Source organism: Streptomyces bathyalis (genome assembly GCF_015910445.1).
Lineage (GTDB): Bacteria > Actinomycetota > Actinomycetes > Streptomycetales > Streptomycetaceae > Streptomyces > Streptomyces bathyalis.
Genome location: NZ_CP048882.1, coordinates 6,240,362 through 6,259,923 on the forward strand (window position 1 = coordinate 6,240,362; position 19,562 = coordinate 6,259,923).

The 19,562-nt window shown below is 69.4% G+C and carries 17 protein-coding genes; 8 read left to right on the top strand and 9 right to left on the bottom strand.

Features of this window, described 5'->3' with window-relative positions; genetic code table 11:
• The first annotated feature begins 9 nt into the window (after nucleotides 1–9).
• From secG to G4Z16_RS27005, 4 genes are all read left to right on the top strand, one after another.
• Complete coding sequence (gene secG / locus G4Z16_RS26990; protein ID WP_037975933.1) at nucleotides 10–240, top strand: preprotein translocase subunit SecG; 231 nt, start codon at nucleotides 10–12, stop codon at nucleotides 238–240.
• 317 nt (nucleotides 241–557) lie between these two features.
• Nucleotides 558–845, top strand: coding sequence for an RNA polymerase-binding protein RbpA (locus tag G4Z16_RS26995; RefSeq protein WP_246531379.1), 288 nt, complete (start codon nucleotides 558–560; stop codon nucleotides 843–845).
• Between the two features lie 273 nt (nucleotides 846–1,118).
• On the top strand, nucleotides 1,119–2,768 hold the full coding sequence (gene pgi / locus G4Z16_RS27000) for a glucose-6-phosphate isomerase (protein ID WP_197353226.1): 1,650 nt from the start codon (nucleotides 1,119–1,121) through the stop codon (nucleotides 2,766–2,768).
• A gap of 520 nt (nucleotides 2,769–3,288) precedes the next feature.
• Nucleotides 3,289–4,740 (top strand): Glu/Leu/Phe/Val family dehydrogenase, encoded by a 1,452-nt coding sequence (locus G4Z16_RS27005; protein WP_197353227.1) that lies wholly within the window; start codon nucleotides 3,289–3,291, stop codon nucleotides 4,738–4,740.
• 140 nt (nucleotides 4,741–4,880) lie between these two features.
• Here G4Z16_RS27005 and pgl read toward each other — a convergent pair whose 3' ends face one another.
• From pgl to tkt, 5 genes are read right to left on the bottom strand one after another with little or no spacing between them, the layout of a single operon-like run.
• Nucleotides 4,881–5,669, bottom strand: coding sequence for a 6-phosphogluconolactonase (gene pgl / locus G4Z16_RS27010; RefSeq protein ID WP_197353228.1), 789 nt, complete (start codon nucleotides 5,667–5,669; stop codon nucleotides 4,881–4,883).
• Nucleotides 5,666–6,757 (bottom strand): glucose-6-phosphate dehydrogenase assembly protein OpcA, encoded by a 1,092-nt coding sequence (opcA, locus tag G4Z16_RS27015; protein ID WP_197353229.1) that lies wholly within the window; start codon nucleotides 6,755–6,757, stop codon nucleotides 5,666–5,668. The genes pgl and opcA overlap by 4 nt, the downstream gene beginning before the upstream one ends.
• A complete protein-coding gene (zwf, locus tag G4Z16_RS27020; protein ID WP_197353230.1) occupies nucleotides 6,754–8,280 on the bottom strand; it encodes a glucose-6-phosphate dehydrogenase in 1,527 nt (508 codons plus the stop codon). The genes opcA and zwf overlap by 4 nt, the downstream gene beginning before the upstream one ends.
• 5 nt (nucleotides 8,281–8,285) lie before the next feature.
• Nucleotides 8,286–9,428 (bottom strand): transaldolase, encoded by a 1,143-nt coding sequence (gene tal / locus G4Z16_RS27025; protein WP_197353231.1) that lies wholly within the window; start codon nucleotides 9,426–9,428, stop codon nucleotides 8,286–8,288.
• Nucleotides 9,429–9,477: 49 nt separating this feature from the next.
• Nucleotides 9,478–11,553 (bottom strand): transketolase, encoded by a 2,076-nt coding sequence (tkt, locus tag G4Z16_RS27030; RefSeq protein ID WP_197353232.1) that lies wholly within the window; start codon nucleotides 11,551–11,553, stop codon nucleotides 9,478–9,480.
• Nucleotides 11,554–11,907: 354 nt separating this feature from the next.
• Between tkt and G4Z16_RS27035 the strand changes: the two genes are divergently transcribed.
• Complete coding sequence (locus tag G4Z16_RS27035) at nucleotides 11,908–12,849, top strand: heme o synthase (protein ID WP_197353233.1); 942 nt, start codon at nucleotides 11,908–11,910, stop codon at nucleotides 12,847–12,849.
• Nucleotides 12,850–13,028: 179 nt separating this feature from the next.
• Here G4Z16_RS27035 and G4Z16_RS27040 read toward each other — a convergent pair whose 3' ends face one another.
• On the bottom strand, nucleotides 13,029–13,355 hold the full coding sequence (locus tag G4Z16_RS27040) for a hypothetical protein (RefSeq protein ID WP_197353234.1): 327 nt from the start codon (nucleotides 13,353–13,355) through the stop codon (nucleotides 13,029–13,031).
• A gap of 135 nt (nucleotides 13,356–13,490) precedes the next feature.
• On the opposite strand from G4Z16_RS27040, the gene G4Z16_RS27045 reads away from it, so the two are divergent.
• Nucleotides 13,491–13,841, top strand: coding sequence for a VOC family protein (locus tag G4Z16_RS27045; protein WP_197353235.1), 351 nt, complete (start codon nucleotides 13,491–13,493; stop codon nucleotides 13,839–13,841).
• Between the two features lie 131 nt (nucleotides 13,842–13,972).
• Here the strand turns inward: G4Z16_RS27045 and G4Z16_RS27050 are convergent, their stop codons facing one another.
• The 3 genes from G4Z16_RS27050 to G4Z16_RS27060 all read right to left on the bottom strand — a co-directional run bounded on the left by G4Z16_RS27050 (nucleotide 13,973) and on the right by G4Z16_RS27060 (nucleotide 16,851).
• Nucleotides 13,973–15,073, bottom strand: coding sequence for a COX15/CtaA family protein (locus tag G4Z16_RS27050; RefSeq protein WP_197353236.1), 1,101 nt, complete (start codon nucleotides 15,071–15,073; stop codon nucleotides 13,973–13,975).
• An 87-nt stretch (nucleotides 15,074–15,160) separates the two neighbouring features.
• A complete protein-coding gene (locus G4Z16_RS27055; RefSeq protein WP_197353237.1) occupies nucleotides 15,161–15,928 on the bottom strand; it encodes an ABC transporter permease in 768 nt (255 codons plus the stop codon).
• A complete protein-coding gene (locus G4Z16_RS27060) occupies nucleotides 15,925–16,851 on the bottom strand; it encodes an ABC transporter ATP-binding protein (protein ID WP_197353238.1) in 927 nt (308 codons plus the stop codon). Before G4Z16_RS27060 ends, G4Z16_RS27055 begins: the two co-directional genes overlap by 4 nt.
• 188 nt (nucleotides 16,852–17,039) lie before the next feature.
• Here G4Z16_RS27060 and G4Z16_RS27065 point away from each other — a divergent pair, with 188 nt between their 5' ends.
• Complete coding sequence (locus G4Z16_RS27065) at nucleotides 17,040–18,044, top strand: helix-turn-helix transcriptional regulator (protein WP_425508123.1); 1,005 nt, start codon at nucleotides 17,040–17,042, stop codon at nucleotides 18,042–18,044.
• The gene (sufB, locus tag G4Z16_RS27070) at nucleotides 18,041–19,462 is read left to right on the top strand and encodes a Fe-S cluster assembly protein SufB (RefSeq protein WP_197353240.1); all 1,422 of its coding nucleotides are present in this window, start codon (nucleotides 18,041–18,043) and stop codon (nucleotides 19,460–19,462) included. The genes G4Z16_RS27065 and sufB overlap by 4 nt, the downstream gene beginning before the upstream one ends.
• Nucleotides 19,463–19,562 lie beyond the last annotated feature (100 nt).

Sequence of the window (19,562 nt, forward strand, 5' to 3'; positions counted from 1 at the left end):
GCCGTGATCATGGGGTTCTCTATCGCCCTCATCGTCTTCAGTTTCCTGATGGCGCTGCTGGTTCTGATGCACAAGGGGAAGGGCGGCGGCCTCTCCGACATGTTCGGCGGCGGCATGCAGTCGTCCGTCGGCGGTTCGTCGGTCGCCGAACGCAACCTGGACCGGCTGACCGTGGTGGTCGGGCTGATCTGGTTCGCGATCGTCGTGGTGCTCGGTCTGCTGATGAAGCTGCAGAGCTGACCCACCGGGCCGAGCCGAGGGGCGCGCTCACCACTGCCCCGCCTCTCACCTGCCGCCCTCGGGGTCCGGCGCCCGGCCGTGCCCCGAGGGGTGTCCGGGGTTTGCAAGAGCAGCCGCAAGTTGCCGAACCCGGCCTATCATGAGGCTCGCGTCCCGAGCCGACGCAGTAACTCCGGTCACTGGACGCGCGTTGGGCCCTACGTACACTAGGGCGCCCGCGACGACTCATCGTCGATGTTCCGCGGCACCGCGAGGCAGGGAGTTGGACCGTGGCAAGTGGCAACGCGATCCGGGGGAGCCGGGTCGGGGCGGGGCCGATGGGCGAGGCCGAGCGGGGCGAGTCAGCGCCCCGGCTTCGCATCTCCTTCTGGTGCTCCAACGGACACGAGACGCAGCCCAGCTTCGCCAGCGACGCGCAGATCCCCGAGACCTGGGACTGTCCCCGCTGCGGCTTCCCGGCCGGCAAGGACGAGGAGAACCCGCCGGACCCGCCGCGCACCGAGCCCTACAAGACCCACCTCGCATACGTGCGTGAGCGGCGCAGCGACGAGGACGGCGAGGCGATCCTGGCCGAGGCCCTCGCCAAGCTCCGCGGCGAGATCTGAGGCGGATCACGCCGGGGTCGTCCCGGGCCTTCATCGGGGGCTGTGACGGACACCTGGCCCCCCTTCGCGGGGCACCCTGACACCCGCTCGTGCGCCCCGTCATCCGGCGCCCGCGTGCTCCGGCCGCACTGTCCCCTCGTCGGCGCTTCCCACCCTTTCTACGGCCCTTCCGGTGTCACCGTCGGCCGCCCCCTGCGGTGCGCGCCGCCGCGTAGCCCGTCAATTAGGTTGGTGCGCGGCGTATCCAGGACGAGGAAAAGGTGACGACCGCCGATGAACGCAGCACGCCGCACCCGGCTCGATCAGCTGCCCGAGTGGCACGCGCTGGCCAAGCACCGTGAGGAGTTCGGCGACACACATCTGCGAACGCTCTTCGCCGACGATTCCGGCCGTGCCGAACGGTTCGGTGTGCAGGTGGGCGACCTATACCTCGACTACTCCAAGCATCTGGTGACGGACGAGACGCTGCGCCTGCTCCGGGAGCTGGCCGCGGCGTCCGGGGTGGCGGAGCTGCGCGATGCGATGTTCCGCGGCGAGAGGATCAACGTCACCGAGGACCGCGCCGTGCTCCACACCGCGCTGCGTACCCCTGCAGCGGCCCACGTCCGCGTCGACGGTGAGGACGTCGTGCAGAGGGTGCACGCGGTGCTGGCCAAGATGGCGCTCTTCGCCAACAAGGTCCGCGACGGCCACTGGACCGGCCACACCGGCAAGCGCATCAGGACCGTCGTCAACATCGGCATCGGCGGCTCCGACCTGGGGCCGAAGATGGCCTACGAGGCGCTGCGTCCGTACACGCGGCGCGAGTTGGACTTCCGCTTCGTCTCGAACGTGGACGGTGCCGACCTGCACGAGGCCGTGCGGGACCTGGACCCGGCCGAGACCCTGTTCGTCGTCGCGTCGAAGACCTTCACCACCATCGAGACCATCACCAACGCGACCGCTGCCCGCCGGTGGTTGCTGAGCGGCCTGGGCGCGGGCGAGGACGCCGTCGCCAAGCATTTCGTCGCGGTCTCGACGAACGCCGGGAAAGTCTCCGAGTTCGGTATCGACACGGAGAACATGTTCGAATTCTGGGACTGGGTCGGCGGGCGCTACTCGTTCGACTCGGCCATCGGGCTCTCCCTCATGGTCGCCATCGGGCCGGACCATTTCAACGAGATGCTGGCCGGATTCCACTGCATCGACGAGCACTTCCGCGAGGCGCCCCCGGAGGCCAACGGGCCTTTCCTGATGGGCCTGTTGGGCATCTGGTACAACAACTTCTTCGACGCGCAGTCCCACGCTGTGCTGCCCTACAGCCACTACTTCTCGCAGTTCACCGCCTATCTTCAGCAGCTGGACATGGAGTCGGACGGCAAGTCCACCGACCGCGAGGGCCGCCCCGTCAACTGGCAGACGGGCCCGATCGTCTGGGGTACTCCCGGCACCAACGGCCAGCACGCCTACTACCAACTCCTCCACCAGGGCACCAAGATGGTCCCCGCCGACCTCATCGGCATCGCGCGCCCGGCTCCCGGCCTCGGTGAACTCGCAGGTCAGCACGACCTGTTGATGGCGAACCTGTTCGCCCAGGGGCAGGCGCTCGCCTTCGGCAAGACCGACGAGGAGGTACGCGCGGAGGGCGTCGCCGACGAGCAGGTGCCGCACCGCACGTTCCCCGGCAACCGTCCGACGACCACGATCCTTGCCGAGGAGCTGACGCCGTCCGTCCTGGGCCAGCTCATCGCGCTCTACGAGCACAAGGTCTTCGTGCAGGGCGCGGTGTGGAACATCGACAGCTTCGACCAGTGGGGGGTCGAGCTGGGGAAGGTCCTCGCGAAGCGGCTCGAGCCGGCCCTGACAGACGGCGCGGACGTCCCGGGCCTGGACGCCTCCACTTCGTCACTCGTCAGGCGGTACAGGGAGCTACGGGGTCGCTGATCGCCCGTTTCCCGGTGAGGCAGGGCCGGCTCCCGCCGGATGGTTCCGGCGGGAGCCGGCCTTTGCTTCCAGGGTGTAAAAGGTGGGTTGCGGCAGTCGGTCAGGTCCTGAGTCAGGGCGGTTCCGTCCGACCTAGCGACCGCTCTGAGCTGCGCTTTCTTTTCTGTTCGAATTGATGAACCGACAGCGGAAAACCGTCCCCCAAGAGACCGCTTGACAAGGGGCGAAGCGTGACCTCACAGTAGGCGCTACGCACAACGCAACCAGATGCGTTCTCTGCGTAATTCCGATTAACCTTCTAGCGCCGTTTGAGGGCTCGCCACAAGCATGCCCTGCGGCGTAATTCTTCCTGCCCGTACGGTCGTCGATTGCCTGCGAGCGAGCCAAGCCGCTCGAATCAGCGGAAGAATTCCGCGAGTTCCCTGGGAATCAGCCCTGCCCTGGCCTTCCATGCCCGGGCGGCTCCAAACCTGTACGTGTGAGTAAGTGCCTATCAGTGACTGGAAAGGGTGAGTGCCAAGTGACACATTCAGCTGTCGAGACGCCGCTGCAGGTTCTCGAGCATGAGCCCTATCTGCAGGTCACATGGCGCGACACCAAGACCTCCGCCCGGGGTTTCGTCGTGATCGACGAGCTGGTGTGCGGTATCGCCACCGGCGGTCTGCGTATGCGGCCCGGCTGCACACTGAACGAGGTCGGTGAGCTCGCCCGGGAAATGACCCTGAAGATGGGCGCGTTCGGAATTCACGTCGGCGGCGCCAAGGGCGGTATCGACTTCGACCCTTCGGACCCGCAGGCCGAAGAAGTGCGGGAGCGGTTCCTGGAAGGCGTCCGGCCCCTGCTGGAACGCTTCTGGGTCACGGCAGGCGACCTGGGTACGGGGCAGGAGCAGCTCAACCGCGCCTTCTCCCGCGTCGGCATCGGTGAGACCTCGTTCCACGCGGCCGTGGTCCGCTCCGAGGACGAGGCCGAGGTGCGCGAGCGCATCCACCAGGCATTCACCGCGGAGACCGAGGGCCTGAAGCTGTCGGAGCTGATCGGCGGCTACGGCGTGGCCGAGGCCGCGCTGGCGGCGCTGGAGCACCGGGACATCCCCGCCGGGTCTGCCCGCGCGGTCGTGCAGGGCTTCGGCGCGATGGGCGGATCCACGGCGCTGTACCTCGAGCACGCCGGGGTGAAGGTCGTGGGGATCACGGATGCCCAGGGCATGATCCTCAACGAGTCGCGGGGCCTCGACGTGGAGCTCCTTCTCTCCGCGCGGACCACCAGCGGCATCATCGACCGCTCGGTGCTGCGCGAGGACGACGTGGAGCGGCCCGGCGACGAGTGGCTGGGCCTGGACGTGGACGTGCTGGTGCCGGCTGCCGTCGGGCACACGATCACCGCGGACAACTGTGACCGCATCCGCGGCAAGTTCGTCGTGGAGGCGGCGAACGTGCCGACGACTCCCGAGGCCGAGCAGCTTCTGCTGGAGCGCGGGGTCACGGTGATCCCCGACTTCATCGCCAACACCGGCGCCGCCGCCGGGGCTTGGTGGGTCATTCTCGGCGAGGTGGTCAGCCCCTCCGGTGCGTGCATCCGGCTGTCGGAGCAGATCCGTCCGCTGGTCCGCGACCTGATGAACCGGGCCGACGGCTCCGCGCTGTCGGTGCGGACCGAGGGAATCCTGTTCGCGAAGGAGAACTCGCAGCGGATGATCGACGAGTACGGCGGGGCGGTGGCGTTCCGCGACCTCTTCCCCGACATGGGGCAGGAGCAGTACCTCGCCGACAGCGACGCGGAGCCGGCGGCCGAGCTCGAGACCGTCGCGGACATCGGCGAGACCGTCATCCACCCGCCGAACGGTGTCGCCTTCCCGGCGTCGTCCGACCTGGCCGACCCCTCCCTGGTGGAGACCGGCAGGCAGCCCGCCGCAGCATTCCCGGCGTACTGGCCGGGACCTGCCGATGAGGCGGCCGACGGCCAGGCCTGAGCCCGCAGCGCGCACAGATGACGGTGCCCCGCGGCCGGAACTCTCGGCCGCGGGGCACCGTCATGTCCCTCGAGGACACCGGGTGGCTGCGCTTCTTCCGGTTGGTGGCGACGGGCGGGGCCGGCGCGTGAGCTCCGGCTTCAGGAACGCGCGGACGGCGGAAGGAGATCGCTCGGCAGCTTTGCGGCGGCCGCCTCGTCGAGGAGCCAGAGCGTTCCGTCGCGGCCGCGAGCACCCGCGGCCGGGGCCTGTGACTCGTCCGTCTCCGACAGGGCGCGAGCCACGGCCTGAGACTTGTCCTCGCCCGCCGCCAGGAGCCACACCTCACGTGCCGCCCGGATCGCGGGAAGCGTGAGCGAGATGCGTACGGGCGGCGGCTTCGGCGAGTCGTGCACGCCGACGGCCATGCGCTCGGCCTCGCGGACTCCGGGGTGCCCCGGGAAGAGCGAGGCCACATGTGTGTCGGGGCCGACGCCCAGCAGAAGCACGTCGAAGGAGGGGACGCGCCCGTGGTCCTCCGGGCCTGCCGCGGCGGCGAGTTCGGACTCGTACGCCCCCGCCGCGGCCTCCACGTCGTTGCCGTACGCACCGTCGGACGCAGCCATCGGATGGACGCGGGCGGGGTCGAGGGGCACGGAGTCGAGCAGGGCGTCACGCGCCTGAGTGACGTTGCGCTCCGGGTGGCCCTCGGGGAGGAACCGCTCGTCGCCCCACCACACGTCCAGCCGGGAGAAGTCGACGGAGTCGCGGGCGGGCGAGGAGGCCAGCGCGGCGAGCAGCCCGTTGCCGTTCCGTCCCCCCGTCAGCACCACCGAGGCGCTGCCGCGCGCCGACTGTGCTTCGGCCACCCGGGAGACGAGCCGTTCCGCCGCCGCCCGGGCCATCTCGTCCTTGTCGCCGTGCACGAAGACCTGGGCGGCGGGACTCACTTCTTCGCCGCCCTCTTCGCGGTGGACTTGGCGGCCTTCTTCGCAGCCGCGGGCTGCTTCGCCGACTCCTCCTCCGCCTGCGGGTGTGCCTGCGTCTGCTTGCGGCTGCCGCCGCTGCCGCCACCGTTTCCGCCCGTCCGCGTTCCGGCGCCCCTGCCTTTGCCCTTGCCGGATCCCTTCGTGGCGGACTGCACGGCCGACGCGTACGCCTCGTCCGGGTCCAGGCGGCGCAGTTCCTCCGCGATCAGCTCGGACATGCCCCGCCGGTGCAGTGCCACATGCCGGTCCGGCTGTCCCGGTACGGCCAGTTCGGCCAGCGAGCCGTCCGCGCGGTCCAGGCAGATCGCGCCGTCGGCGGTTTCCATCCGTACGGCCGTGATGCCGGGGCCGTCGGTGACCTTGCGTTCGACGGGCACCCGCAGTCGCTCGGCCAGCCACATCCCGAGCAGCTCCGCCGAGGGGTTGTGCCCCTCGCCCTCGACCACGGCCGAACGCACCTTCAGGGACTGCTGGTCCAGGCCCGCCGCGAGCACGCTGCGCCAGGGCGTCAGCCGCGTCCACGACAGGTCGGTGTCGCCGGGCGCGTACGTCTCGCCGCGCAGTTTCAGCTCGCCGACCGGGTCCTCCGCGGCGGCCGCGTCGGTGATGCGGCGCTGTCCGAGCGTGCCGAGCTTGTCGTCCGAGGGATGCTCCGGGGCGTCGTCCGGCCACCAGACCACGACGGGTGCGTCCGGCAGCAGCAGCGGCAGCACGACGCTGTAGGCGTGCGAGGCCAACTCGCCGTGCAGACGCAGCAGTACGGTCTCGCCCGTGCCGGAGTCGCTGCCCACCCGCACCTCGGCGTCGAGCCTGGCCATCGCGCGGTCGCGCGGCGAGCGGCCGGGACGGCGGATGACGACCAGGATGCGCGAGGGGTGTTCCTTCGACGCCTCGCTCGCCGCCTTCAGAGCGTCGTAGTGGTTGCCCTCGTCGGTGACGATCACCAGCGTGAGGACCATGCCGACGGCGGGGGAGCCGATCGAGCGCCGTGCCTGGACGAGGGTGGTGTTGATCTGGCTGGAATTGGTGTCCGTGAGGTCGATGTTCATGGCCGGCGCCAGCTCCGTCCGTCGCGTGCGAGCATCTGGTCGGCTCCCTGGGGACCCCAGGTGCCGGCCGCGTACTGCTCGGGCCTGCCGTGCTTCTCCCAGTAGTGCTCGACGGGGTCGAGGATCTCCCACGACCGCTCGACCTCCTGGTGCCTGGGGAAGAGATTCGCGTCGCCGAGCAGGACATCGAGCAGCAGGCGTTCGTACGCCTCCGGGCTGGACTCGGTGAAGGACTCGCCGTACGCGAAGTCCATCGTCACGTCGCGGATCTCCATCTGCGTGCCGGGCACCTTCGAACCGAACCGGATGGTGATGCCCTCGTCCGGCTGTACGCGGATGACGAGGGCGTTCTGGCCGAGTTCCTGGGTGTCGGTCGCGTCGAAGGGGGAGTGCGGCGCGCGCTGGAAGACGACCGCGATCTCGGTGACGCGCCGGCCCAGGCGCTTGCCCGTACGCAGATAGAAGGGCACTCCGGCCCAGCGGCGGTTGTCGATCTCCAGGCGCATGGCCGCGAAGGTGTCGGTCTTCGACTTCGGGTCGATGCCGTCTTCCTCCAGGTAGCCCTTCACCTTCAGGCCGCCCTGCCAGCCGGCCGTGTACTGGCCGCGCACCGTGTGCTTGCCGAGATCGTTCGGCAGCCGCACCGCGTTGAGCACCTTGAGCTTCTCGGTGAGCAGGGCCTTGGCGCCGAAGGAGGCGGGCTCCTCCATGGCCGTGAGGGCCAGCAGCTGGAGCAGGTGGTTCTGGATCACGTCGCGGGCGGAGCCGATGCCGTCGTAGTAGCCGGCGCGTCCGCCGATGCCGATGTCCTCGGCCATGGTGATCTGCACATGGTCGACGTAACTGCGGTTCCACAGCGGCTCGAACATCGTGTTGGCGAAGCGCAGCGCCAGGATGTTCTGGACGGTCTCCTTGCCCAGGTAGTGGTCGATGCGGAAGACCTGTTCGGGGTGGAAGACGTCGTGCACGATCGCATTCAGCTGCTGGGCGCTGGGCAGATCGCGTCCGAAGGGCTTCTCGATGACGGCGCGACGCCACGAGCCCTCGCCGCTCTCCGAGAGCCCGTGCTTCTTCAGCTGCGAGACCACGGTGGGGAAGAACTTCGGCGGCACCGAGAGGTAGAAGGCGAAGTTGCCTCCCGTGCCACGGGACTTGTCCAGCTCCTCGATCGTCGACTTGAGGGTGCGGAACGCCTCGTCGTCGTCGAAGACGCCCGGCACGAAGCGCATGCCTTGCGAGAGCTGCTCCCAGACCTCCTCGCGGAAGGGCGTTCGCGCGTGCTCCTTGACGGACTCGTGCACGACCTGCGCGAAGTCCTCGTGCTCCCAGTCCCGGCGGGCGAAGCCGACGAGGGAGAAGCCCGGCGGGAGCAGACCACGGTTCGCGAGGTCGTAAACGGCAGGCATCAGCTTTTTACGTGACAAATCACCCGTGACGCCGAAAATGACCAGCCCGGACGGTCCCGCGATGCGCGGGAGCCGCCGGTCCAGTGCGTCACGCAGCGGATTGGCTGCGTCGGTCAACTTCCTTACGCCTCCTTCGGCGTGAGGCGCTTGAGTTCCGCCTCGGTGGAAGACAGCAGTTCGTTCCAGGACGCCTCGAACTTCTCGAGGCCTTCGTCCTCCAGGACCTGCACGACGTCGTCGTAGGAGATGCCCTGAGCGGCGACGGCGTCGAGGACCGCCTGGGCGTCCGCGTAGCTCGTGCGCACGGTGTCGCCGGTGATCTCGCCGTGGTCGTCGGCGGCCTTCAAGGTGGCCTCCGGCATGGTGTTGACCGTGTTCGGGGCGACGAGTTCCGCGACGTAGAGGGTGTCCGGGAGCGTCGGGTCCTTCACGCCCGTCGAGGCCCACAGCGGGCGCTGGCTGTTGGCGCCGGCGCGCTCCAGGGCCTTCCAGCGCTCCGGCGGTTCGGAGGAGCCGTCGGCCGGGCCGAAGACCTGCTCGTAAGCCTGATAGGCGAGGCGGGCGTTGGCGATGGCGGCCTTGCCTTTGAGCTCCTTGGCCTCCTCGGTGCCGACGGCGTCCAGACGCTTGTCGATCTCCGTGTCCACGCGGGAGACGAAGAAGGACGCGACGGAGTGGATCGTCGAGAGGTCCATGCCCAGAGCCTTGGCCTTCTCCAGGCCCGCCTGGAAGGCGTCCATGACCTCGCGGTACCGCTCCAGCGAGAAGATCAGCGTGACGTTGACGCTGATGCCCTTGCCGATGGTCTCGGTGATGGCGGGCAGGCCGGCCTTTGTCGCCGGGATCTTGATGAAGGTGTTGGGGCGGTCCACCAGCCAGGCCAGCTGACGCGCCTCGGCGACGGTCGGCTTCGTCTTGTGCGCCAGGCGCGGGTCGACCTCGATGGAGACCCGGCCGTCCTTGCCGCCGGTGGCGTCGAAGACCGGACGCAGCACGTCCGCGGCGTCCCGCACATCGGCGGTGGTGATCATGCGCAGCGCCTCCTCGACCGTGACGCCGCGCGAGGCGAGGTCGGAGACCTGCTGGTCGTACTTGTCGTCGGAAGAGATGGCCTTCTGGAAGATCGTCGGGTTCGTCGTGACGCCCACCACGTGCTGCTCGTCGATGAGTTCGCCCAGGTTGCCCGACGTGATCCGGTGACGGGACAGGTCATCCAGCCAGATCGCGACGCCTTCGTCGGAGAGGCGCTTGAGAGCGTCTGTCATGGGAATTGCATCTCCTGCTTGTCGTAGCTTTCTGTACGTGTCGGGGGCGTCAGCGGGACGCGGCTTCGAGTGACTCCCGCGCGGCCGTGACGACCGCCTCGGCAGTGAGGCCGAACTCCCGGTAGAGCGTCTTGTAGTCGGCGGACGCGCCGTAGTGCTCCAGCGAGACGATCCGCCCCGCGTCACCGACGTACCGGTGCCAGGTCAGACCGACGGCCGCTTCGACCGCCACCCGCGCCCGCACGGTCGGCAGCAGCACGGTGTCCTTGTACGCCTGGTCCTGCTCCTCGAACCACTCGACGGACGGCATGGACACGACCCGCGTACGCACACCCTCCGCCTGGAGGACATCGCGCGCCTCGACGGCCAGCTGCACCTCGGAGCCGGTGCCGATGAGGATCACCTGCGGCTCGCCGCCGTCGGCCTCGAACATCACGTAACCGCCCATAGCGGCCTCGTGGTTGGGCTCGTAGGTCGGAACGTTCTGCCGGGTGAGCGCCAGGCCGTGCGGTGCGGGCCTTTCGGCGTGGCGGCGCAGGATCTCGGCCCAGGCGATCGCCGTCTCGTTCGCGTCGGCCGGACGGACGATGTTCAGGCCCGGGATGGCGCGCAGCGCGGGCAGCTGCTCGACGGGCTGGTGCGTCGGGCCGTCCTCGCCGAGACCGATCGAGTCGTGCGTCCACACGTACGTCACGGGCGCCTGCATCAGCGCCGCGAGACGCACCGCCGGACGCATGTAGTCCGAGAAGGTCAGGAAGGTCCCGCCGTAGACGCGGGTGTTGCCGTGCAGCGCGATGCCGTTCATGGTCGCGCCCATCGAGTGCTCGCGGATGCCGAAGTGCACCGTGCGGCCGTAACGGTCCGCGCCCGGCAGCGGGTTGCCCTCCGGAAGGAAGGAACTCTCCTCGAACGAGGTGTTGTTGGAGCCCGCCAGGTCGGCCGAGCCGCCCCACAGCTCTGGGATCTTCGGGCCGAGGGCCTTGAGTACGGCGCCCGAGGCCTTCCGCGTGGCCATGTCCTTGCCCGCCTCGAAGGAGGGCACTGCCTTCTCCCAGCCGTCCGGCAGGTCGCCGGCGCGGATGCGGTCGAACTCGGCGGCACGCTCGGGGTTCGCCGAACGCCACTCGGCGTATTGCTTGTCCCAGGCGGTGCGCGCCTCGCGGCCGCGGTCCCAGGCGTTGCGCGTGTGCTCAAGGACGTCCTTGCCGACCTGGAAGTGCTGCTCGGGGTCGAAGCCGAGGACCTTCTTGGTCTTGGCGACCTCTTCCTCGCCGAGCGCCGCGCCGTGAGCCGCACCGGTGTTCTGAGCATCGGGCGCGGGCCAGGCGATGATCGAGCGCACGGCGATGAAGGACGGACGCGAAGTCTCGGCCTTCGCCGCCTTGAACGCCTTGTAGAGGGCCTTGGGGTCGAGGTCGCCGTTGGGCAGCTGGTCGACGCGCTGCACGTGCCAGCCGTAGGCCTCGTACCGCTTCACCACGTCCTCGGAGAAGGCCGTCTCCGTGTCGCCCTCGATGGAGATGTGGTTGTCGTCCCACATCACGACGAGGTTGCCCAGCTTCTGGTGGCCCGCGAGGGAGGAGGCCTCGCCCGAGACGCCTTCCTGGAGGTCGCCGTCGCTGGCGAACGTCCAGATGGTGTGGTCGAACGGCGATTCGCCGGCGGGCGTCTCCGGGTCGTAGAGGCCGCGCTCGTAGCGGGCGGCCATCGCCATGCCCACGGCGTTGGCGACGCCCTGGCCCAGCGGGCCGGTCGTCGTCTCGACGCCGACGGTGTGCCCGTGTTCGGGGTGGCCGGGCGTCTTGCTCTCCCACGTGCGGAAGCTCTTGAGGTCGTCCAGCTCGAGGCCGTAACCGGCGAGGTAGAGCTGGATGTAGAGCGTCAGGCTGGAGTGGCCGACGGAGAGTACGAACCGGTCACGGCCCGGCCAGTCGGGGTCGGAAGGGTCGTGACGCATCAGCTTCTGGAAGACCAGGTAGGCCGCCGGTGCGAGTGCCATGGCCGTGCCGGGGTGGCCGTTGCCGACCTTCTGCACTGAATCCATGGCGAGGACCCGGACGGTGTCGACAGCCCGCTGGTCCAGATCGGTCCATTCGAGGTCTGCGGTGGTCGGCTTCGTGCTCACCCTGAGTCAGGGCTCCTCTCCACAAGTCGGTGACCGGTGCCGTTGCGCTCACCGGCGGTGTCGAGCGTACCCCTGTGCTACACGCATCTCTTCCGGGTGCTCACCAACGGCGCACCGACACTTGCGGGAACAACACGCGCTGCGCCGCGATTCCCTGCGCACGGCGGCGAGTCGCTCCTCGTGCGGCGTAGCGGACCGTGCGGCGGCGACTGCGCGCGGAGGGCGCGGCGGCAGCTTCGCGAGACCCCCCGCGCAAGGCGCATACCGGCGCCGTCTAAAGTGGCGTGGTACGCGCGAGCCTTACGGAACGTGCACTGTTCCCGCTCGCATTTCATGTATTGATCAGGGGTGTTCGTGACGGCCGTCGGATCCCGTCCTGCGGGGGTGCTCGAGACCAGCACCGTGGACCGGTCGTTCTCTGCCCGGCTCAAGGCGTACGTCGCGCTGACCAAGCCCCGCATCATCGAACTGCTGCTCATCACCACGATTCCGGTGATGTTCCTCGCCGCCCAGGGTGTGCCGGACCTCTTGCTCGTGCTGACCACGTGCGTCGGCGGCTACCTGTCCGCCGGCGGCGCCAACGCGCTGAACATGTACGTCGACCGTGACATCGACGCGCTGATGCACCGCACCGAGAACCGCCCCCTCGTGACGGGCGTCCTCACTCCGCGCGAGGGCCTCGTCTTCGGGCTGAGCCTGGCGGTCGTCTCCACGCTGTGGTTCGGACTGCTCGTCAACTGGCTCTCGGCGGCGCTCTCCCTGGGCGCGCTGCTCTTCTACGTGCTCCTCTACACGATGGTGCTCAAGCGGCGCACCTCACAGAACATCGTGTGGGGCGGCATCGCGGGCTGCATGCCGGTCCTGATCGGCTGGTCCTCGGTGACGAACGAGGTCAGCTGGGCAGCCGTCATCCTCTTCCTCGTCATGTTCTTCTGGACGCCACCGCACTACTGGCCGCTGTCGATGAAGGTGCGCGAGGACTACGCGCGCGTCGGCGTGCCGATGCTCCCGGTCGTCGCGACGAACAGAGTGGTCGCCCGCCAGATCGTGCTCTACAGCTGGGTGATGGTCGCGGTCTCGCTGCTGCTGTGGCCGCTGGGTTACGTCGGCTGGTTCTACACCGGAGTCGCCCTGGTCTCCGGCGGCTGGTGGCTCTGGGAGGCGCACGCGCTGCTGGCGCGCGCCAAGTCCGGGGCGACGGGCGCGAAGCTGAAGGAGATGCGCCTCTTCCACTGGTCGATCACATATGTCTCGCTGCTCTTCGTAGCGGTCGCGATCGATCCGTTCCTTCGCTGATTCCCGCGCGTCCTGCGCTGATTCCCGCTCCGGCTCCCTTGCCGTGGGAGCGGCATGCACGGGGATCTCCTGCGACCGGCCCGGGGGCCGGGGACCTTGTACATGCGTGAGGGCCCGGACCAGTGACGGTGGTCCGGGCCCTCACCGTTCCCCGGCAGGAACGTGTGTGGTGCGCCCCGTCAGGCGCGGGCGGTGCTGCCGGAGGGGCCTCCGAGCTGGATGCCCGCCATGCGGCTCCACTCGTAGGGGCCCGTCTTCACCTTGTCGGCCATCTCACCGGCGAAGGACTCGTTCACGGTGATGCCCGCCTGCTCCGTGGCCTTCCGAGCGGTCTCCATCGACGGCGTCATCAGATCGCCCCAGGTCCCGTCGGCGCCGACGAGCGAGATCCGGGCACCCGCCTGTCCCACGTAGGCGATCTGCCCTTCAGCGCTGCCGCCGTGCCGCTGCGCGAACGCGGTGATCTCCTTGGCGAGCCTGGCCGCCCGCTTGCTGCTGTCTGCCATACCCCGATGCTACCGGCGGGTAGTCGGTCGCGACCACAGCGTCTGCGGGTGCGAGACCCATGCCACACGGGTCGCGCCGTGATCCCGGACACCAGCGGCGCCTGCGTTGTCAGTGGCGGCGCCTAGGGTCACCGCATGATCAATGGTGGGCACGTCATCATCTACAGCCGCGACGCCGAGGCCGACCGCGCCTTCTTCCGCGACGTCCTGGAATACCGGCACGTGGACGCCGGGGGCGGCTGGCTGATCTTCAAGCTGCCTCCCGCGGAGATCGCCGTACATCCCGCCGACGGCCCCGGTGCGCACGAGTTCTACTTCATGTGCGACGACGTCGACGCGACCGTGGCCGAACTCACGGCCAAGGGCGTCGAGTTCACACAGCCGGTCACCGACGCCGGCTGGGGGCGCCTCACGAGGTTCCGGCTGCCGGGAGGAGGCGAGGTGGGGATGTACGAGCCGAGGCACGAGCGGCCCACGGAGCTCTGAGGCTCCTGGCTGCCGTCCGCCGGACACTGGCCGATCGCCGTGCTGTGGCCCAGGGCCGGCCTGGGGCCTCGCCCTGCCTCGGACCTGGGACCCGCATGGGGACCGAGGCCCCGCTTCGGACCGGGACTCGGTCAGCGGGGCTCGGTAACGGTGGCGGTCCGGTCCGGCTCGTCGTCCGCCGCGGCAGGGCCGGGAATCCGGGCCACCGCGGCGCGGGTCGGGGCCTCGATTGACCGGTTCTCGGTGCCGTCGGTCGCCCGCGCGACGTCGGTGACGCCCGGGGGCAGTCCGCGCTCGCGCAGCGACAGCAGCAGCCGCAACGCCGCGATCCACACCAGCGCCGCACCCAACAGGTGCAGCCCCACCAGCACTTCGGGCAGGTCCGTGAAGTACTGCACGTAGCCGATGACCCCCTGCGCGAGCAGGACGGTCAGAAACTCACGCGTGCGTCGCCGCGGGCCCGACGGGGCGTCGAACGCGCGCAGCAGGAGCCACACCGCCAGCGTCAGTGCGACCACGATCCAAGCCAGCGCGGCGTGCACCTGTGTGGCCGTCTCCGGATCGACGGGCATGCGAGGCACCTTGCTGCTGTCGCCCGCGTGCGGCCCCGAGCCCGTGACGACGGTGCCGGCCGCCACCAGCAGGGCCGCCGTGACGGTCAGCGCCCGCACCAGCTTCCTCACAGTGATGCCCGCGAGCGGCCGCGGATCCGTGTCACCTTCACCGGCGCGCAGCCAGGTCAGGGTGGCGACGGTGAGGAGCCCGGTGGCCAGAAGGAAGTGCCCAGCAACCGTGTACGGATTGAGCCCCGTCAGCACGGTGACGCCGCCGATGACGGCGTTGCCCATCACGAGCCAGAACTGCGACCAGGCCAGGCGGCTGAGGCCGCGGCGGCGCGGCTTCGCGGCGCGCGTCGCGACGATGGCCCAGCCGACGGCGGCGCTCAGCACGTACGTCAGCATGCGGTTGCCGAACTCGATCGCCCCGTGCACGCCCATCTCGGCCGTGGCGTACAGGCTGTCGCTGCTGCACTTGGGCCAGGTGTCGCAGCCCAGTCCGGAGCTGGTCAGCCGCACGGCGCCGCCGGTCACGATGATGACGACGCTCATCACGAGCGCCGAGAGAGCGGCGCGCCTGACCGTGGCAGGTGCGGGCGTCCAGCGCTTGGAGATGTACGCGATCGGGTTGCGTACGAGTTCGAACAGGTTCGGCACGAGATGCACGGCAGACATCGTACGGGCGAGCTTGTGCGCGCATTCACGAGGGGGTCCTGAGGCTTCAGAACGGGCCTCAGGCGGGGCGATGCCCGGTCGGCGCGCTCACTCCCACTTGAAGAAGCGTGCCGCGGCGCCCGTCCCCACCACGGCCCAGACGGCCAGCACGCCCAGGTTCTCCCAGGGAACGCCGGCCCCGTGCTGGAGCACGTCACGCAGCCCGTCCGACAGCGCGGAGATCGGCAGCAGCCCGAGCACGCCCTGCGCGGCCTCCGGGAACCGATCCAGCGGCACGATGACGCCGCCGCCCACGAGCAGCAGGACGAAGACCAGATTCGCCGCCGCGAGGGTGGCCTCGGCGCGCACGGTCCCCGCGAGCAGCAGTCCGAGACCGGAGAACGCGGCAGTCCCCAGGATCAGCAGCAGTGCCACCGCCGGCAGGCTCCCGTGCGGCGACCAGCCCAGCCCCAGCGCGGCGGCTGTCAGCAGCAGCACCTGCAGCACCTCGACGACCAGCACCGAGCCGGTCTTCGCCGCCATCAGTCCCCACCGGGGCAGCGGCGAGACCCCGAGCCGTTTGAGCACCCCGTAGCGGCGTTCGAACCCGGTGGCGATGGCCTGCCCGGTGAAGGCGGTCGACAGCACGGCCAGCGCCAGGATGCCGGGGGTGAGGAAGTCGATGCGGGCGCCGCCGCCCAGCTCGATGATGTCGGCCGAGCTGAAGACCACGAGCAGCAGCGACGGGATCACGATGGTGAGCAGCAGCTGTTCGCCGTTGCGCAGCAGCATCCGGGTCTCGAGGGCGGTCTGGGCGCCGATCATGCGCCACAGAGGTGCCGCCGCGGGCGCGGGGGTGAAGGTGCCGGCGCTCACGAACGAAGCTCCTTGCCTGTGAGTTCGAGGAAGACGTCCTCGAGGGTGCGGCGCTCGACCGAGATGCGGTCGGGCATGACGCCGTGCTGCGCGCACCAAGAGGTAACCGTGGCCAGCAGCTGCGGGTCGACGGTGCCGGTGACGCGGTAGCCGCCGGGGACGAGTTCGGCGGCGGCGGAGTTGTCGGGGAGTGCCTTGAGCAGCGAGGCCAGATCGAGGCCGGGGCGTCCCGTGAAGCGCAGGGAGTTCTCGGCGCCCCCGCGGCACAGCTCGTCGGGTGAGCCCTGGGCGACGATCCGGCCGCCGTCGATGATGACGACGTCGTCGGCGAGCTCCTCGGCCTCGTCCATGTGGTGCGTCGTGAGCACGACGGTGACGCCGTCGTTGCGCAGCGACCGCACCAGGTCCCATGTGGCGCGGCGCGCCTGCGGGTCGAGTCCGGCGGTCGGCTCGTCGAGGAAGACCAGTTCGGGGCGTCCCACGACGGCCATGGCCAGCGAGAGCCGCTGCTGCTGACCGCCCGAGAGGCGCCGGTAGGGCGTGCGGCCGCAGCTGTCGAGGCCGAGGGTGTCCACGAGTGCGTCGGTGTTGAGCGGGTTGGCGTAGAGGCCGGCCATGTGGGCCAGCATCTCCTCGGCACGCGCGCCCGAGTACACGCCGCCGCTCTGCAGCATCACGCCGATGCGGGGACGCAGCCGCGACGCCTGGGCGACCGGGTCGAGCCCGAGGACACGGACTGTGCCGCCGTCCGGTCTGAGGTAGCCCTCACACGTCTCGACGGTGGTGGTCTTCCCCGCGCCGTTGGGCCCGAGGAGTGCCGTGACCGTGCCGTACGGGACGGACAGGCCGAGACCGTCGACCGCCGTCTTGCTGCCGTACCGCTTCACCAGGCCCACGACCTCGAGGGCCCTACCGCTTCCCATATGGGGGAGTCTAGGGATTCCCAAGTGCCTTCCGTGGCCGGGGGTTGAGATGCATTACAGACACCGGGCGGGGCGGGCGGAGCCCCGGCCGCACGTGACAAGTAAGGGTCCCCTTACGTGACGCAGGCCATCCAGCCAGGTCAGGACGCGGCTTGCCGTCTCGCGAAGAATTACGCAACAATGACGTTGTGAAAAAGACGGCTGAGGGACACGAGACGCGATCGGCGGCCGGAGCGGCCGCCGACGGCCCGTTCGTGTCCGGTCCGGCCGGCCAGTCCGGAGCCCCCGGAGGCCATGACGAGCAGCACGGTACGCGTAACAGGGTGGCCCGATCGATCCTCGACCACGGGCCGTCCACCGCCGCCGAGCTGGCGCTGCGCCTGGAACTCACCCAGGCGGCCGTCCGCCGCCACCTCGACTCGCTCGTGGGAGAAGGAGTCGTCGAACCGCGCGAGAAGCGGGTCTACGGCTCGCGAGGCAGGGGCCGGCCCGCCAAGGTCTTCGCGCTCACCGACTGCGGCCGGGACGCCTTCGAACAGGACTACGACAATCTGGCCGCTGACGCCCTGCGCTGGATAGCGCAGAGTGCCGGCGGCGGAGAGCGTGGCGACGCCGCTGTGGCGGACTTCGCGCGGGCCCGCGTGGCCGCACAGGCCGAGCAGTACAGACGCGAACTGGAGCGGGTGCCGCCCGAGGAGCGCACACGGGCGCTGGCCGAGGCACTGACCAAGGACGGGTACGCTGCCACTGCGCGCAGTGCGCCCGCCTCCGCCGGGGGTACGGCCGCCGGCGAGCAGCTCTGCCAGCACCACTGCCCGGTGGCGCACACCGCGGAGCAGTTCCCGCAGCTGTGCGAGGCGGAGACGGAGGTCTTCTCCCGCCTGCTCGGCACGCACGTCCAGCGGCTGGCGACGATCGCCCACGGCGACGGGGTGTGCACGACCTTCGTCCCGCAGAGCCATCCCCTCCCTCCGGCGGGGAGACCCGGTGGGTCTTCCGCCGGTGGACACCGAGGCGGATCCCCGTCGCAGCCCAGGAACGTCACAGAGACCCGCAGCACGACCACCGGCAGCCCCGCCGGTGAGACCCCGAGCAAGACGAGCAAGAACGCAAGCAAGACCGACAACAGCAGGACCAAGGCGAGCAACGCCACCACCGCACCTGCGAACACCGCCGGGAGGAACCCCGCATGACCTCTCCTACGGAGACTGCTCACCCGGAGCTTGAGGGACTGGGCAAGTACGAGTACGGCTGGGCCGACTCCGACACGGCCGGTGCCACCGCGAAGCGTGGCCTCTCCGACGAGGTCGTCCGCGACATCTCGGACAAGAAGAACGAGCCGGAGTGGATGCTCAAGCTCCGCCTCAAGGGGCACAGGCTCTTCGAGAAGAAGCCCATGCCGAACTGGGGCTCGGACCTGTCGGGCATCGACTTCGACAACATCAAGTACTTCGTGCGTTCCACGGAGAAGCAGGCCCAGACCTGGGACGACCTGCCCGAGGACATCAAGAACACCTACGACAAGCTCGGCATCCCCGAGGCGGAGAAGCAGCGCCTCGTCGCCGGTGTCGCGGCGCAGTACGAGTCCGAGGTCGTCTACCACCAGATCCGTGAGGACCTGGAGCAGCAGGGCGTCCTCTTCCTGGACACCGACACGGCGCTGCGCGAGCACCCGGAGATCTTCCAGGAGCACTTCGGCACCGTCATCCCGCCCGGTGACAACAAGTTCGCCGCGCTCAACACCGCCGTGTGGTCGGGCGGTTCGTTCATCTACGTGCCGCCGGGCGTGCACGTCGACATCCCGCTCCAGGCCTACTTCCGCATCAACACCGAGAACATGGGCCAGTTCGAGCGGACGCTGATCATCGTCGACGAGAACGCCTACGTGCACTACGTCGAGGGCTGCACGGCTCCGATCTACAACTCGGACTCGCTGCACTCCGCCGTCGTCGAGATCATCGTCAAGAAGGGCGGCCGCTGCCGCTACACGACGATCCAGAACTGGTCGAACAACGTCTACAACCTGGTCACCAAGCGTGCGGTGGCCTACGAGGGCGCGACCATGGAGTGGGTCGACGGCAACCTCGGCTCGAAGGTCACCATGAAGTACCCGGCCGTCTACCTGATGGGTGAACACGCCAAGGGCGAGACGCTCTCGGTCGCCTTCGCGGGTGAGGGCCAGCACCAGGACGCCGGCGCGAAGATGGTCCACATGGCGCCGCGCACGTCCTCCAACATCGTCTCCAAGTCGGTGGCCCGCAGCGGTGGCCGTACGTCCTACCGCGGTCTGATCGAGATCGCCGAGGGCGCCGAGGGGTCGAAGTCCAACGTGCTGTGCGACGCGCTGCTCGTGGACACGATCTCCCGGTCGGACACCTATCCGTACGTCGACGTCCGCGAGGACGACGTGACGATGGGCCACGAGGCCACCGTCTCCAAGGTCAGCGACGACCAGCTCTTCTACCTGATGAGCCGTGGTCTGTCCGAGGACGAGGCGATGGCGATGATCGTCCGCGGCTTCGTCGAGCCCATCGCGAAGGAGCTCCCGATGGAGTACGCGCTGGAGCTCAACAGGCTCATCGAGCTGCAGATGGAGGGCGCGGTCGGCTGACGCCGGCCCGCGTGCCTCGCGGCCCGCACCGCAAGCGACTTGACCCCAGGCAGCTTCCGCAGAGTCCCTTCGAGGCTTCCGATCCCAGAGAGTGAGCAAC